The sequence below is a fragment of the Aequorivita capsosiphonis DSM 23843 genome, assembly GCF_000429125.1.
Taxonomy (GTDB): domain Bacteria; phylum Bacteroidota; class Bacteroidia; order Flavobacteriales; family Flavobacteriaceae; genus Aequorivita; species Aequorivita capsosiphonis.
Map to the genome: position 1 here is coordinate 42,464 of NZ_AUBG01000015.1, position 15,227 is coordinate 57,690.

Sequence of the window (15,227 nt, forward strand, 5' to 3'; positions counted from 1 at the left end):
AAAAAACGAGGATTATTTATTAATGGTGAAAATTTAATTAATAGTTGCTCCATTATCGACGTCACTAGCATCAGGATTCATAAATACCAATTTTCCATTAATATCTTCTGTCATCAATATCATCCCTTGACTTTCCACACCACGCAGTTTTCTAGGCGCTAGGTTTACAAGTACGGTAACTTTTTTACCTATGATTTCCTCAGCAGTAAAACTCTGCGCAATACCTGAAACGATAGTACGAATATCAATTCCTGTATCAACTTTTAAAACCAGAAGTTTATCTGCTTTCGGCATTTTTTCAGCTTCAATGATGGTTCCAACACGCATATCAAGTTTTACGAAATCTTCATATTGAATGGTTTCTTTTTGAGAGGCTATTGCAGCCGAAGCAATCTCTTCCGAAGCTTCTTCTGTAGAAGGAACCTGTTTGTTATCTGCTGTATTATCCATTTTAGTCTTTTCCAGTTTGTCTAATTGTTGTTGTATTTGTTCGTCTTCAATTTTGCTGAAAAGGAGTTCAGCTTTTCCAATTTTGTGTCCCCCTCTGCCTAAAGGCATCTCCCCCGAAGGGTGAGAAAGTACGGCTACACTTTTCCAAGTAGGTTGAATTTTTAAGCCTTGAAAGTTCAGCATGTTTTTCAATTTATCTGAAGTAAACGGCAGGAACGGCTCACTTAAGACCGCCAAAGCTGAAGCTATTTGCAACGCAACATACATAACAGTTTTTGTGCGCTCTTCGTCGGTTTTAATGGTTTTCCAAGGCTCTTCATCCGCGAGATATTTGTTTCCGAGGCGAGCAACGTTCATCAACTCTCCTTGCGCTTCACGGAAACGGTAACGCTCCAAAGAACTTGCGATCACGGCTGGATATGCTTTTAATTCCTTTAAAGTATGTTCGTCAACTTCGGAAAAAGTTGATGGTTCAGGTACAACTCCTTCGTAATATTTATCGGTTAAAACTAATACGCGGTTGATGAAATTTCCGAAGATAGCTACTAACTCATTATTATTTCGAGCTTGGAAATCGGCCCAAGTAAAATCGTTATCCTTGGTTTCTGGTGCGTTTGCAGTTAAAGTGTATCGCAAAACATCTTGTTGATTTGGAAAATCTTCCAAATATTCGTGCAACCAAACTGCCCAGTTTTTACTGGTAGAGATTTTATTTCCTTCAAGATTTAAAAATTCGTTTGCAGGAACGTTTTCAGGTAAAATATAACTTCCTTCCGCTTTTAGCATCGCTGGGAAAATGATACAGTGAAAAACAATGTTGTCTTTTCCTATAAAATGAAGCATTTTGGTTTTTTCGTCTTTCCAATAATCTTCCCAGTTTTTTCCTTCACGCGCCGCCCATTCTTTGGTTGAAGAAATATAACCGATAGGCGCATCAAACCAGACGTAAAGAACCTTTCCTTCGGCGCCTTTCACTGGCACAGGAATTCCCCAATCCAAGTCGCGAGTCACAGCACGCGGACGTAAGCCATCATCTATCCAGCTTTTGCATTGCCCATAAACATTGGTCTTCCAATCTTTTTTATGGTCAACGAGAATCCATTGTTTTAAGAAATCTTCATATTCATTTAAAGGTAAAAACCAATGTTTGGTTTCCTTTAAAATAGGGACATTTCCAGAAATGGCACTTTTTGGGTTGATTAGGTCCGTGGCGTTTAAGCTAGAACCGCATTTTTCGCATTGGTCGCCATAAGCTTCTTCATATCCACATTTTGGACATGTTCCCGTGATATATCGGTCTGCCAAAAACTGATTGGCTTCTTCGTCGTATAATTGTTCGGTAACCTCTTCAGTGAATTTTCCATCTTCATATAATTTTTTAAAAAACTCTGAAGCGGTTTTATGATGAATCTCCGCAGAAGTACGCGAATAGTTATCAAAGGAAATTCCGAAGTCTTCAAAACTTTTTTTGATAATTCCGTGATATTTATTGACCACTTCTTGCGGGGTAATCCCTTCTTTTTTTGCCTTAATTGTAATTGGCACTCCGTGTTCATCACTCCCACAAATAAAGGCAACATCTTTATTTTGAAGTCTTTGGTAACGCGCGTAAATATCGGCTGGCACGTAAACGCCCGCTAAATGGCCTATGTGAACAGGGCCGTTTGTGTATGGTAGAGCTGCGGTAATTGTGTACCTATTTGGATTTTGATTCATAATTTTTTTTGAGACAACAAAAGTACATATAAATGTAGTAATTTGCGGACTAAAATCAATTCATGATAACACCTACATCTCTTCAAATTGGCGATACTGTAGCCATAGTTGCTACTGCAAGGAAAGTTTCAAAAGAAGAGTTGCAACCCGCGCTACAATTGCTCGAAAACTGGGGATTAAAAGCTGTTTTGGGGAAGTCGATTGGAGCCGAGGAAAACCAATTTGCCGGAAGTGATGATTTGCGAGAAAGAGATTTTCAGCAAATGATGATCGATCCAAATATAAAAGCAATTTGGTGTGCACGTGGTGGCTATGGAACTGTTAGGATAATTGATAAATTAGACTTTTTAAAATTTAAAAAAAATCCTAAATGGATTATTGGTTATAGCGATGTCACGGTATTGCATTCGCACATAAATAATTTAGGAGTTGAAACCCTTCACGCTCAAATGTGTCTGGAAGTTGAAAAGAAAACTGAAGAAACGAGGGAGTCCATTCGGAAGGTTTTATTTGGGGAAGAACATTCTATCTCATCTGAGACAAACATAGACAAGAAGAACACACTTCGACAAGCTCAGCACAATGCCTTGCATAAATTTAATCGACCAGGTTTGGTCAAAGGTGAAATTATTGGTGGAAATCTTTCCGTACTTTATTCCCTCTGCGGAAGTGATTCAGCAATAAATACCGATGGGAAAATTCTTTTTATTGAAGATCTGGATGAATATCTCTATCACATAGACCGAATGATGATGAATCTGAAACGAAATGGAATGCTCGAAAACTTGGCGGGTTTGATTGTTGGTGGAATGACAATGATGAATGATAACACCATTCCCTTCGGAAAAACCGCGCAAGAAATTATTGTGGAAGTAGTTTCAGAATATAATTATCCAGTTTGTTTTAATGTACCTGCGGGACATTGTAAAGACAATCGAGCCTTAATTATGGGGAGAAATATTACTTTGGAAGTGACTGAAAATGAAACTAGACTTGTTTTTTAAAAAACTGACAAATAGTTTTTTTCATTTAGCGTCTTCTTCAAAAACTTAAAATGCGGTTTACTCATTCATAAGCGCTGTTTATTTAATAATATCCGTTGATTGCTAAAAAGTTCCCTTTTTCATACAATGATTTTGTAACTTTCACTTGAATAATCCACTATATATGAAAAGCTCAATATTAAAAAATGCAGTTTTAGTAGTGCTAATTTACACTGTAACCTCCAGTTGTGTTACTCTTCAACAGCCGCTTCCTAGAAGTCTTTGGGGAAATTGGGCTTTTGTACAAACTGGTACAATAATCAACGGTTCAAACCAACATCTTGAAAACTATAGGAATGTATGTTCTAAAAAGAGTGATCGATTGCACTTTTCGTCAGACAATAAAATCTCACTGCGTCGGTATGATGAAATCTGTATAATCCATCATTATTTATTGGGGGATACCACGTAGAGGGCAATACTTTAAAAATTGATTTGGCAGATAGCCGGCCTTATCGGGATAGTGCATTTCCACCGATTAAGGAATTTAGAATTATAAATATCAGTGACACTACTTTGAAACTTGAGGAGATTCCAGATGAATTTCGATTCTAGAAATATATTCAAGAATTAAAAATCACTCGAAATTGAAGCTATGGATCTTACAGAGCAAACTGATCTTTTCAGCTTAAATCCGTGATATTTATTATTTTTAAGAATTATGGCTTCACACAACGAACTCGGAAAAATAGGAGAAGAGATAGCCGCTCAATATCTAATGACGAGCGGTTATAAAATCTTACGTCGCAATTTCTTTTTCGACAAAGCAGAAATAGATATCATAGCTCAAAAAGAGGAAGGAACTGTTGTAATCGTTGAAGTAAAAACTAGAAACAGTGATTTTTTTGGGAATCCACAGAGTTTTGTAACTCCTGGTAAGATCAAAAATTTGGTGAAAGCTGCGAACGAATATATTGTTTCAAATGATCTTGATGTTGAAGTTCGATTTGATATCATTGCTATTCTGAAAAATCAAAAAGCCGAAAGCCTAGAGCATTTTGAAAATGCATTCTATCACTTTTAATTCCCATCTTTCGGCTACTGCTCAGGATAAACTATGACGGGAATCTCTATCTTTATTTCTCTTTCCTGCGAGGTTTTTAGAACCTTGTAGGTATTACCAATTCCCAATATAATGACCTACAATGTAGCCTACGGCAATATACTTTGACAATCTCAGCACCACGCCTTGCAAGAAATAACCTTTACGGACTATTTTTTATATGCTTCCAAAGAATCAATTATGCCAAACAGATTTTTCTGACCCCGAGGCTTCCCGATAATCTTTTTATTCTTGTCCAAAACATAGTAGGTGGGAGTTCCAGTAATATTATATTTTAAGGTAATATTTGCGCGATCTTCATCCGTTTTAAACACATGAATAAAACTCGGAAGCTTTGTTATTGTTTCTTTCCAAGGCTCATCTTCCATTTCCAGGCCAATGGCGATAACTTTAATTTTCTCACTTTTAAGGTTTGTCATTTTCTCATTCAAAACCGGCATTTGCTCCATACAATGTGAACATTCTGAACTCCAAAAAACCAGAACATAATAGTCGGCCACGTCTGTAGTATAAAATGTATTTTTATTATCGTTTTCATCTTTCCAAGAAAAATCTGGAGCTTTGGCTCCTATGGCAAGATTCTTAAATAAATTTAATTTTTCACTAAGTGCAGTATCATCAAGAGAAGAAGCAAGGTCAGATAAATAATTTTCGGCTAAATAATTGGCAGCATTATTTTTATTTCTATTGACCAATGATTGCCAGAACTCAGCTAATAATGTTTTTTGAAATTCAGAATCGCAATTTCGGAGCTCAAAAGAAATATCATTTATTATAGAACGATAAAACGAAGCGCCTTGTACCTCGATAAATTCGTAATAATATTTTTCAATAATTTTTATGGGAAAGGAGGAGCTTTGCAGTTGTCTATCCTCAAAATCGAAATTCTTGAAAAAATTGCTCTTTTTGTCACCGAAGTAGATGTTTCTATTTTTAAAATCATTCGGTATGTAAGGCTTGTTGGCCTTAATGAATAAGGAAGCAAAGGAATTCTCCGACTCTTTCTCAGCTTTATTTTGAATTCCTAATTGGCTTCTAAGAAGTCTTTCAGTCTCGTTTGCATTTGGTTTATCAGCAGTCAATTCTGAATTAAGCTCATTTTCGACTGAGGTCATTTTATTCAAGTATTCGGACAACATTTTATTCTGAGCATCGCTAAATACCACTCCCGATTCTTCAGAAAACGTAAAAGAAACTTCATCTTTCCCGTTAAATATTAAATCGAAATAGTTTACTTCCTCTGGTAAATTATACACCAATCGATAACTTCCTTTTGGTAGTGAATCCAAATTTATTTTAAATTCTCCATTCTCCCCTACCTTGGAATCTTTTGCATACACTTTTCCAGTAGGCGTTAGACGATATAGAATTCCAAAATCATAATCTTTGGCAGGCGAAAATTTTCCGATTAAGGCATTCTCAGTCTTGGAATCCTGACAAAAAAGGAAGAATGGGATTATAAGAAAAAGAAGAAATGCCTTGTTAAACATAGCTAGTGAATTAAAAATGCAAAGTTATCAATCTTTTGCACAGCTATCTGGAATTCACAAGTACTTAACAAGAAAAAGAGTAATTCTTCACAAAAATCTTAAATCGTAAAAATTTCAGCTTTTATTTTTTACAAACTCCCCAATTTTGTAGAGCAAAATAATTTGTAAAAAAATACTAGGAATTAAAAACAGATACCCTAACCAAGCCATAAAAACAATTATAAAAAACACTCCGCTCGCTATTTCAAATCCGCCGGCAATTTGGGAAATACTACCCATTGGTTTTAGTAATCGAAGCAATGCGAAGCCAAAAATAAAACTTCCAATTCCGCAGAAAATGGATTGTACTACTAAAACATACTCCATATAAAATGGCTCAACATAAAGTGAAACCATATCGTAACCATAAAACAAAATAGTTGTTCCTATTAAAAAGAAACCTCCAATTTTCATTAAATAGTTGTCAAAGATTTTTCCGCTTAAAACAAACCCCCATATAAAATAAATATAAGCGATCATAACTATAAACTTCATACTGATATAAGCTCCATTTGAAATTATCAGTTCCTCTTCATAAAATCTGGCATAATCAACTGCGAACTCTACAAAGCCAGAAAGAAAATAAATCAAGCCACAAATCCAAGCAAGTTTTATATAGAACGTAAAAGATTTGATTTCTTTTATATCGAAGTTTTCAAATGCTAAGGATTCGGCCTCTTTTAGATTTTCCAAATCTTCACCTAGTGCATTCAAAATAGTTTTAAGGGTAAAGCTTCGTGGCGTAACTTCCCCAGCTTCTATACGCTGAATGGTTCGCACATTTATATTGCACTGCTCCACAAGTTCCTCCTGCGTAAAGCCTTTTTGCTTTCGGAGTTCTAAAATTTTTCGGCCAAGTTCAGGTTGTTTCATTTGTCTAAGAATTTATGAAGCAATAGTACGATGACAGTAAATATAGTGCACTATTTTGAAGGGAATTTAACCCGACATTTACCCGACATTCAATTAAAGACTAGACCTAACAGGTTTTTAAAACCTGTCAGGTCTTGCAATTCTTCCAGAGTTTGAAACCCTGGAAGAGTTAGTTTTTAAAAGGCTCCAAAGCATTCAACGCTTTATCAACCGAAGAAATCCCCTCAAAAGTCAAAATCAAACGCAATCCGTTGCGGGTTTGTTTTTCTTTCATCGTCACCTTTTGCCGATGAATTTGCACATATTGAAGCACTTTTGAAAATGAAGGGCTTTGGTAAAACGCGCTCTGTTGATCTGCAACAAAATAACCGACCATCTTTTTCTTCTTCATTATCAAACGCTCTAAGCCCATAGAAATAGCAAGCCATTTTATCCTTACGCTGTTCAGCAAATCTTCTGCTTCCCTGGGAAGTTCTCCAAAACGATCTAGCAATTCTTTTTCAAATTTCTGTAGCTCTGCTTCGTTTTTCAACTGGTTCAACTTTGTGTAGAGATTAAGCCTTTCAGTAATATTATTGACATAATCATCTGGAAAAAGAAGTTCGAAATCTGCGTCTATAGTAATTTCTTTTACAAATTTCCGGTCTCCTCGTCCTTCGGCTCCGCTCAGGATAGACTCCGACGAAGTGTCGTCATAAAGATCTTTAAATTCCTTTTCCTTGAGTTCGTCAATGGCTTCTGAAAGAATTTTTTGATAGGTTTCAAAACCAATTTCGTTGATAAATCCGCTTTGTTCGCCACCAAGCAAATCACCAGCACCTCTGATTTCCAAATCTTTCATTGCGATGTTTATTCCACTTCCCAATTCTGAAAACTGTTCTAAAGCAGTGATTCGTTTTCTCGCTTCATCCGTCATTGCAGAAAAATCTGGGGTGATAAAATAGCAAAATGCTTTTTTATTACTTCTACCTACGCGTCCACGCATCTGATGCAAATCGGAAAGTCCGAAATTATTGGCGTTGTTGATAAAAATAGTATTTGCATTCGGCACATCCAAGCCACTTTCAATAATGGTTGTAGAAACCAAAACATCAAATTCATTGTTCATAAACCGAAGCATCAAATCTTCCAGTTTCTTCCCGTCCATCTGCCCGTGGCCGATCCCGATTTTCGCATCTGGCACCAAGCGCTGGATCAATCCTGCGACTTCTTTAATATTTTCAATTCTATTGTGAACAAAGAAAACCTGTCCGCCACGTGATATTTCATAACGAACCGCATCGCGAATGCTTTCTTCCCCAAAACGAATAACGTGCGTCTCCACAGGATAACGGTTTGGAGGAGGCGTTGTAATTACCGATAAATCCCGCGCAGCCATCAAACTAAACTGCAAGGTGCGCGGGATTGGGGTTGCCGTTAGGGTTAGCGTATCTACATTTTCCTTAATGGTTTTCAATTTGTCTTTAACACCTACACCAAACTTTTGTTCTTCATCAATTACCAACAATCCCAAATCTTTAAATTCTACCGATTTGCTTACCAATTGATGCGTGCCGATTACAATATCAAGTCGACCGTCTTTTAAACCTTCCAAGACTGCTTTTCTTTCTTTTGCAGTTCTAAAACGGTTTAGATAATCAACTTTTACGGGCATTTCTGAAAGACGTTCCGAAAAAGTTTTAAAATGCTGAAACGCCAAAATAGTTGTGGGTACTAATACAGCGACCTGTTTTCCGTTGTCTACCGCTTTGAAAGCCGCGCGAATGGCGACTTCCGTTTTTCCGAAGCCAACGTCGCCACAAACCAAACGATCCATTGGCCGCTCGTTTTCCATATCTTTTTTTACATCTTCCGTGGCGGTACTTTGGTCTGGCGTATCTTCATAAATAAAGGAAGATTCCAATTCTGCTTGTAAATAACTGTCCGGATCATAAGCAAATCCTTTTAGCGTTCTACGTTTTGCGTAGAGTTCAATTAAATTGAAAGCAATTTCCTTGACACGGGTTTTCGTTTTTTGCTTTAGTTTTTTCCACGCATCACTACCCAATTTATAGATTTTGGGTTCACGACCATCCTTGCCGTTATATTTTGAAATCTTATGAAGACTGTGAATGCTGAGGTACAGAATATCGCGTTCGCCATAAAAAAGTTTGATAGCCTCTTGCATCTTTCCTTCCACTTCAATTTTTTGAAGTCCGCCAAATTTCCCAATTCCGTGGTCAATATGCGTCACATAATCACCAACTTCCAGATTAGAGATTTCCTTTAAAGTAATTGCCTGTTTTTTAGCGTACCCATTTTTCAGCTGAAACTTATGATAACGCTCAAAAATCTGGTGATCGGTATAGCAAACTACTTTTAAATCATCATCAATAAAACCCTGAAATAACGGAAACACGACGGTTTCAAACTGCTGCACATTTTGTTCGGCATCTTCAAAAATATCTTGAAAGCGTTTTGCCTGCTGATCACTACTACAGAATATGTAATTTTTATATCCATTCTCCGTATTTTCATTCAAATTCTCAATCAGTAAATTAAATTGTTTGTTGAATGAAGGTTGTGGTCTAGTTGAAAACGAAATCAAATCTGAAATCGAAATCGAACCATTTTTTATATGAACTGAAGTAAAATCCTCAAGTTGTTGTTTCAATAAATCCGAAGTACAGAATAACTCAGACGGTTTTGCGCGTTTTATTTCTGAATCGATTGCATTAAAAGCTTCAGTAGCTTTATTGAACAGGGTGTCAATAGCACTGCTGAAAAGTTCTTCGTTTTTCAGAAAAACCACGGTTTTTGAATTTATATACTTCAGAAACGTTTCTCGATTTTCATCAATCATCTTGTTTTCCACATTCGGAATGATGGAAACCTTTTTCACCTGTTCTAAAGAAAGTTGTGTTTCCACGTCGAAAGTCCGGATGCTATCAACATCATCCCCAAAAAACTCAATTCGGTATGGTTCGTCATTGCTAAAGCTGAAAACATCCAAAATTCCACCACGAACAGAAAACTCACCTGGTTCGGTAACGAAATCTGTTCTTTTGAAATGGTATTCAAACAAAACCTCGTTTACAAAATCGATTGAAAGTTGGTCGTTAACTGCAATCTTTAATGTATTTCTTTCTAATTCCTTTCGGGTAACTACTTTTTCAAATAGCGCTTCGGGATAAGTAACGATAAATGCAGGTTTCTTTCTGGAATTAATTCGGTTTAAAACCTCACTTCGCAGTAAAACATTGGCGTTATCGGTTTCCTCAATTTGATAGGGTCTTCGGTAACTTCCGGGATAAAAAAGCACATTTTTATCTCCCAAGAGATTTTCGAGATCGTTTAGATGGTATGCGGCTTCCTCTTTATCATTTAGGATTAAGAGAAAAGGAAGGTCTCCATTTTTAAATGTTTGGGCCAAAACCATTGAAACCGAAGAGCCAATAAGGCCCGAAACCGCAATTGTTGCTTGATTTTTGGATATAGTTTCCCCCAGTTTTTGCGTTTGCAAAGACCGTGAATAGAGTGAAGTAGCGAATTTTTTTTGCATCGAACGGCAAATTTAATCCAAACCTCACAGGTCTCAAAGACCTGTAAGGCTTTTGTTTTCAACTTTATCATTTTGCTAACATTCATTAGGTTCGTGTTTCTGTATTTTTAAGATCACACGAATTATATAGACCCCCAAAGGTTTCCGAAACCTTTGGGTCTAAAAAACCTTAATTATGGCAATAAAAGAATACGATGTTTTTGTAATAGGAACTGGTACAGCCGGAAAATCCGTGGCGTATGATTGCGCAGCCGAAGGAATGAAAGTGGCAATTGCCGACAATCGTGAATTTGGCGGCACTTGCTCTCAGCGTGGTTGTGATCCTAAAAAGGTATTGGTAGGAATAACTGAAGCGATGCATCTTGCAGCGTGTTTAGAGGGAAAAGGAATCGCTTCGGTTCCAAAAATTGATTGGACCGCGCTTCAGAAATTTAAATCTACTTTTACCGATGCAATTCCCTTTACAACCGAAAGAGATCTTAATGAAGCTGGAATTACAATGTACCATCAATCCCCGCAGTTTTTGGATGAAAACACCCTTTCGGTAGAAGGCAAAACAGTGAAAGCGAAGAAAATTGTAATCGCTACCGGACAAAAACCGATGGAGCTGAAAATTCCTGGAAGAGATTATTTAAAAATAAGTGATGACTTTTTAGAATTGCCAGAATTGCCAGAAAGCATTGTATTTGTGGGTGGAGGTTATATTGGGATGGAATTTGCGCACATCGCAGCTCGTTGTGGGGCAAAGGTTACTATTGTTGAGTTTGGACCTCGTCCACTCGGTCCTTTTGATGCAGATATTGTTTCCCACCTTACAAAAGCTTCGGAAGAATTGGGAATTAAATTTATTTTCAACGCAAAGGTTTCCGAAGTGGAAAAACTTCAGAAAAATTATCGTGTTTCATTTCAGAAGAACGGCAAAACCCAATCGGTCGATGCGCGAATGGTTTTTAATACCGCTGGCCGCGTTCCTTCCATTGATGATTTAGATTTAGAAAAAGGAAATGTCTCCTTTGAAAAAGGTGGGATTTCGGTAAATGAATATCTTCAAAATACCACCAATAAAAGTGTGTATTCTTGTGGTGATGTTTCCGCAAGTGGGTCGCTTCCATTAACGCCTACATCCTCTCAAGAAGCGCGAATTGTTTCGTTAAATATCAGAAAAGGGAATCATACAAAAATGGATTTTCCTCCCGTTCCATCCGTTGTTTTCACTATTCCACAAGTGGCAACTATTGGGTTGACCGAAGAAGAAGCCAAGGAAAAAGGATATAATTATGTGGTAGAATATAAAAGTGTCCCGCAATGGTTTAACGCCAAACGTATCAATGAAAAGGTTTATGCTTATAAAACTATTGTCGACAAAGACAGAAATATTGTTCTTGGCGCTCACATTATCGCTTCGGAAGCTGGTGAAATGATAAATCTTTTTGTGCTAGCAATGTGTGGAAAATTGACTTGCGAAAATATAAAGGCAATGATTTTCGCTTATCCAACTTGGGGGAATGATATTAAGGGAATGGTTTGAGGGAAATCGAAACTGAAAACGAAAACGAAATTGAGATGATAGTTGTAGCTGTAGATTTGGTTAATATCTAAAGTTATTTTTTATGTGATTTTTGTAAAGTCTAGCGACCTTCTGGTCGTAGAAGGGTCTTAAATCTTATGTCTTTTTTTGAGAATATTCCTTCCATTTATTAATTGGACTGGTTGCGCGATTTTTAAAACCGTGATACCCACTGCTAATACTTAAAACTACCGCAACGGCAAGTGCTGCATTGGCAACTGTTTGACTTACTTCCCAATTTGCTACACTAATGGCAATCAATGCCCAAGCCCCAACTAAGGCAAATTCTCGCATATTTCTTCTCCAAGTAACTACTAGGTTTATGATTCCTGCAATAATGATCATTGTCACTGCCCAGGAAATTTCACTATAACCCCAAGCATTCCATTTTATACTGGTTAAATAAGCCGAAACATTTGCGATGCTTGCAACAGTAACCCAGCCGCTATAAAATACAAACGGCCACCAAAGAAATGCTATTACGGAAATTGGCGCATCCCAAAGTTCCATTCGGTTTTTCATCACGATTTTTAAGAGGGAATAGAGAAGCACAAAAATTGCAAGAATGGAATATTCCATAAAACCATAGAGCCAAAAGGTAATCCACATTATATTGGCGAAGCAGGAAAGTACAAACCACCAGCCTGTTTTCAAAATAAATGCATCATCCCGCACTTTTTTAAAAAGACTTCGGCTTTGGTAAATTACAAAGCCCAAAAGCATCAAATAAATAAGTCCCCAAATGGAAAAAGCGTATCCCGCTGGTGTAAACAAGTTGTTGTTAGCTTTTGAAATATCTGCAATAGTCGTATTATTTATTGCACCCGTTCCCGAAAGATAGTTAACAAAAACCATTATCGCGAAAAGTATGATATTAGCTATTTGTAGTGTCTTTTTCATAATGGCTTAGTTTTTAGAAACACAGAATACTTCTCCTTCCACAATTGCATAAACCTCATCTTTTTCCGAAGGGGTTAAAATGTGTTTCCCCGTAAAGTTACCAAAAGCGGGTAAAATAAGTTGGTTTTCTGTTTTATAAAAACAAGGAAGTCTTAAAAATTGTCTGCCCACTCCTTTCATTCTAATTCCTGGGTGGATGTGACCAGAAAAATTAAACATTTCTTCTAGTTCTGTTGGGTGATGTGTTAAATAAAAACCATCCAATAACAACTCATCAAACACATTTACACCTAAATCTTCGTATAAATAGTTTGGGATAATATCGTGATTTCCTGAAATAAGGATAACTTTGGCTTTGCAGTATTCCACCCATTTTTCAAAATCATTCCATTCCTCGTTTAATTTGCTGTGAAATAAATCGCCGAGAAAACACACAGTATCTGGTTCAAAATGATTGGTGACCTCAGTGAGTTTTTCGAAATTTTGATATGCGGCAGTTGCAGGAACGGGAGCGCCATATTTTCTGAAGTGAACAACTTTTCCCAAATGGACATCTGCAATTAGAAGCATTTTTTGATCTTCCCAATAAATGGCACCGCTTGGGTGAAGGGTAAAATTCTGGGTATTTATTTGGATCTTTTTCATCTACACTCACAAAGATAGAACATCCAAAACTAAAATATATCTCTAAAACAATGTGATTATCGGTGATTGTATTCACTGAATATACGTATATTTGGTGAATACAATCACCATATATGCAATTCGAAAGGATAATTCAACCTTATATTGAGAAGAAAATGGGTAATGGTAAGGCCATTATTCTCATTGGGCCAAGACAAGTTGGGAAGACGACGCTTATTCGGGAAATTCTACTCAATAAGAATTATCTGTTTTTAAATGGCGATGATCCTACAGTTCGCCAAGTTCTAAATTCACCAAATACCAAGGAGCTCGAAAATATAATTGGTGGGAAAAATTACGTTTTTATCGATGAAGCCCAACGTATTGAAAATATTGGACTTACCTCTAAAATTATAACTGATCAATTTCCAGATGTTCAACTTCTGCTATGCGGATCATCATCTTTTGAACTGAACAATCAAATAAATGAACCCTTAACCGGAAGAAAATGGGAATATGAACTTTTCCCGATTTCCTGGTCCGAAATGGAAAATACTGTTGGTTATCTTGAAGCAAAACAGCAACTTAATCTTCGATTGATATATGGAATGTATCCAGAAGTTCTTACATCAATTGGTTCTGAAAAGGAAGTTCTTAAGGAGCTTGTGAGTAGTTATTTGTATAAGGATATTTTGGCGTTAAGCGGTATTCGCAAAGCGGAAGTCTTAGACAAACTCTTACGGGCACTTGCCTTTCAAGTTGGCAATGAAGTGAGTTATAATGAAGTTGCACAGTTGGTTGGTATCGACAAAAACACTGTTTCAAATTATATTGATATGCTTTGTAAAGCTTATGTAATATTTAAAATACCAAGTTTTAGCAAAAACCTTCGCAATGAAATTAAGACCAATCAAAAAATCTATTTTTATGATAACGGAGTACGAAACGCCGTAATAGGCAATCTGAATTTGCTTGAAACTCGTGCCGATAAAGGCGCTCTATGGGAAAATTTTATAATTGCTGAAAGATTAAAAGTGCTTCGTTATTCTAAGAGTGATGCCCGAATGTATTTTTGGCGAACCGTTCGCCAACAGGAAATTGATTATGTGGAAGAAAATGCGGGACAAATAAAAGGCTTCGAATTTAAATTCAACCCTAAAGCCGAAACCAAAATTCCAAAACTTTTCGGGGAAACCTACAATACCGAAGTTAATGTTGTGAATACTGAAAATTTTCGAGGGTTTTTGGAACTCTGAAAAAATATATTTCTGATAAAACCTCACAAGTTTTCCTCCTGCGGCGGACAAGTAAAAACCTGTGAGGTTTGGCGCCAATCTTAGTTTAAAGCGAAATATTATTAATACACTTTTCACGAATCTCCCAAACTTCTTCAAATGTGAAATTCACTTCATTTTCCGTAAGCCACTTTTTGAGGTAATTCTTATGAAAATCAACTTTAAAGTTCGAGACTTGTTCAGGTAGAATTTCGATTTCTTTCATAATATCCTTTTTAATCCTTGCAAAATCTGAAGTGGCGGAAGTTACATCAACTCTTTCATCTTTATATTTAAGATAACAATGAGCCTCAGGAATGTAATTCAGATTATTTTCAGAAAGAGCAGGAGTTATTTTGGGTGTATTGATTTCGCTCATTTTATAAATTCCCAGCATCAATTTGACTTCTGAAAAATTATTTTCCATTGCAACAGCCTTTAAAAAAGCGTGCTTAGAACTGCAAGTTCCCTTACTTTCTGATATAATCAAATATAAATCCTCCCTATTTGTATTTCTTCCATAAGGCAAATTCTTTACAAAAAATAGCAGCGATTGAAAGTCGTGGATGCCATAAGCTTTTAGTCTTTTTGTAAAAGTGTCGTTTGATTTAAACTCAAAATCCATAATTCTATTTTAAAAATAAATC

Annotated in this window: 12 protein-coding genes; 5 read left to right on the forward strand and 7 right to left on the reverse strand. The window is 36.5% G+C overall.

Annotation, left to right across the window (positions count from 1 at the left end):
- Window positions 1–33: 33 nt before the first annotated feature.
- Entirely contained in the window at window positions 34–2,166 is a 2,133-nt protein-coding gene (gene metG, locus G440_RS0113325; RefSeq protein ID WP_026451761.1) for a methionine--tRNA ligase, read from the reverse strand.
- Between the two features lie 62 nt (window positions 2,167–2,228).
- On the opposite strand from metG, the gene G440_RS0113330 reads away from it, so the two are divergent.
- The 3 genes from G440_RS0113330 to G440_RS0113335 all read left to right on the forward strand — a co-directional run bounded on the left by G440_RS0113330 (window position 2,229) and on the right by G440_RS0113335 (window position 4,233).
- Window positions 2,229–3,170: a S66 peptidase family protein gene (locus G440_RS0113330; protein WP_026451762.1), complete on the forward strand. Its 942-nt coding sequence runs from the start codon at window positions 2,229–2,231 to the stop codon at window positions 3,168–3,170.
- A gap of 163 nt (window positions 3,171–3,333) precedes the next feature.
- Entirely contained in the window at window positions 3,334–3,621 is a 288-nt protein-coding gene (locus tag G440_RS21245; RefSeq protein ID WP_157417985.1) for a hypothetical protein, read from the forward strand.
- A 249-nt stretch (window positions 3,622–3,870) separates the two neighbouring features.
- Window positions 3,871–4,233, forward strand: a complete 363-nt coding sequence (locus G440_RS0113335; RefSeq protein ID WP_026451763.1) for a YraN family protein — start codon at window positions 3,871–3,873, stop codon at window positions 4,231–4,233.
- A 188-nt stretch (window positions 4,234–4,421) separates the two neighbouring features.
- Here the strand turns inward: G440_RS0113335 and G440_RS0113340 are convergent, their stop codons facing one another.
- The 3 genes from G440_RS0113340 to mfd form a co-directional block, all read right to left on the reverse strand.
- Window positions 4,422–5,762, reverse strand: a complete 1,341-nt coding sequence (locus tag G440_RS0113340) for a TlpA family protein disulfide reductase (protein ID WP_026451764.1) — start codon at window positions 5,760–5,762, stop codon at window positions 4,422–4,424.
- A gap of 114 nt (window positions 5,763–5,876) precedes the next feature.
- Window positions 5,877–6,674, reverse strand: coding sequence for a helix-turn-helix domain-containing protein (locus G440_RS20770; protein WP_051285374.1), 798 nt, complete (start codon window positions 6,672–6,674; stop codon window positions 5,877–5,879).
- Between the two features lie 169 nt (window positions 6,675–6,843).
- On the reverse strand, window positions 6,844–10,215 hold the full coding sequence (gene mfd, locus G440_RS0113350; RefSeq protein ID WP_026451765.1) for a transcription-repair coupling factor: 3,372 nt from the start codon (window positions 10,213–10,215) through the stop codon (window positions 6,844–6,846).
- Window positions 10,216–10,390: 175 nt separating this feature from the next.
- Here mfd and G440_RS0113355 point away from each other — a divergent pair, with 175 nt between their 5' ends.
- On the forward strand, window positions 10,391–11,743 hold the full coding sequence (locus G440_RS0113355; RefSeq protein WP_026451766.1) for a dihydrolipoyl dehydrogenase family protein: 1,353 nt from the start codon (window positions 10,391–10,393) through the stop codon (window positions 11,741–11,743).
- 135 nt (window positions 11,744–11,878) lie between these two features.
- On the opposite strand, the gene G440_RS0113360 is transcribed toward G440_RS0113355, so the two are convergent.
- Complete coding sequence (locus G440_RS0113360; RefSeq protein WP_026451767.1) at window positions 11,879–12,682, reverse strand: hypothetical protein; 804 nt, start codon at window positions 12,680–12,682, stop codon at window positions 11,879–11,881.
- Window positions 12,683–12,688: 6 nt separating this feature from the next.
- Window positions 12,689–13,327, reverse strand: coding sequence for a ligase-associated DNA damage response endonuclease PdeM (gene pdeM / locus G440_RS0113365; RefSeq protein ID WP_026451768.1), 639 nt, complete (start codon window positions 13,325–13,327; stop codon window positions 12,689–12,691).
- Window positions 13,328–13,440: 113 nt separating this feature from the next.
- Here pdeM and G440_RS0113370 point away from each other — a divergent pair, with 113 nt between their 5' ends.
- Window positions 13,441–14,562, forward strand: coding sequence for an ATP-binding protein (locus G440_RS0113370; protein ID WP_026451769.1), 1,122 nt, complete (start codon window positions 13,441–13,443; stop codon window positions 14,560–14,562).
- Window positions 14,563–14,647: 85 nt separating this feature from the next.
- On the opposite strand, the gene G440_RS20010 is transcribed toward G440_RS0113370, so the two are convergent.
- On the reverse strand, window positions 14,648–15,205 hold the full coding sequence (locus G440_RS20010; protein ID WP_034259562.1) for a hypothetical protein: 558 nt from the start codon (window positions 15,203–15,205) through the stop codon (window positions 14,648–14,650).
- Between the last annotated feature and the right edge of the window lie 22 nt (window positions 15,206–15,227).

What these genes read in the sequence shown, in the direction of transcription:
- G440_RS21245 (WP_157417985.1), top strand. Translation starts at nt 3,334, where the DNA reads ATGAAAAGCTCAATATTAAAAAATGCAGTTTTAGTAGTGCTAATTTAC.
- mfd (WP_026451765.1), bottom strand. Translation starts at nt 10,215, where the DNA reads ATGCAAAAAAAATTCGCTACTTCACTCTATTCACGGTCTTTGCAAACG.
- G440_RS0113340 (WP_026451764.1), bottom strand. Translation starts at nt 5,762, where the DNA reads ATGTTTAACAAGGCATTTCTTCTTTTTCTTATAATCCCATTCTTCCTT.
- metG (WP_026451761.1), bottom strand. Translation starts at nt 2,166, where the DNA reads ATGAATCAAAATCCAAATAGGTACACAATTACCGCAGCTCTACCATAC.
- G440_RS0113355 (WP_026451766.1), top strand. Translation starts at nt 10,391, where the DNA reads ATGGCAATAAAAGAATACGATGTTTTTGTAATAGGAACTGGTACAGCC.
- G440_RS0113370 (WP_026451769.1), top strand. Translation starts at nt 13,441, where the DNA reads ATGCAATTCGAAAGGATAATTCAACCTTATATTGAGAAGAAAATGGGT.
- G440_RS20010 (WP_034259562.1), bottom strand. Translation starts at nt 15,205, where the DNA reads ATGGATTTTGAGTTTAAATCAAACGACACTTTTACAAAAAGACTAAAA.
- pdeM (WP_026451768.1), bottom strand. Translation starts at nt 13,327, where the DNA reads ATGAAAAAGATCCAAATAAATACCCAGAATTTTACCCTTCACCCAAGC.
- G440_RS20770 (WP_051285374.1), bottom strand. Translation starts at nt 6,674, where the DNA reads ATGAAACAACCTGAACTTGGCCGAAAAATTTTAGAACTCCGAAAGCAA.
- G440_RS0113330 (WP_026451762.1), top strand. Translation starts at nt 2,229, where the DNA reads ATGATAACACCTACATCTCTTCAAATTGGCGATACTGTAGCCATAGTT.
- G440_RS0113335 (WP_026451763.1), top strand. Translation starts at nt 3,871, where the DNA reads ATGGCTTCACACAACGAACTCGGAAAAATAGGAGAAGAGATAGCCGCT.
- G440_RS0113360 (WP_026451767.1), bottom strand. Translation starts at nt 12,682, where the DNA reads ATGAAAAAGACACTACAAATAGCTAATATCATACTTTTCGCGATAATG.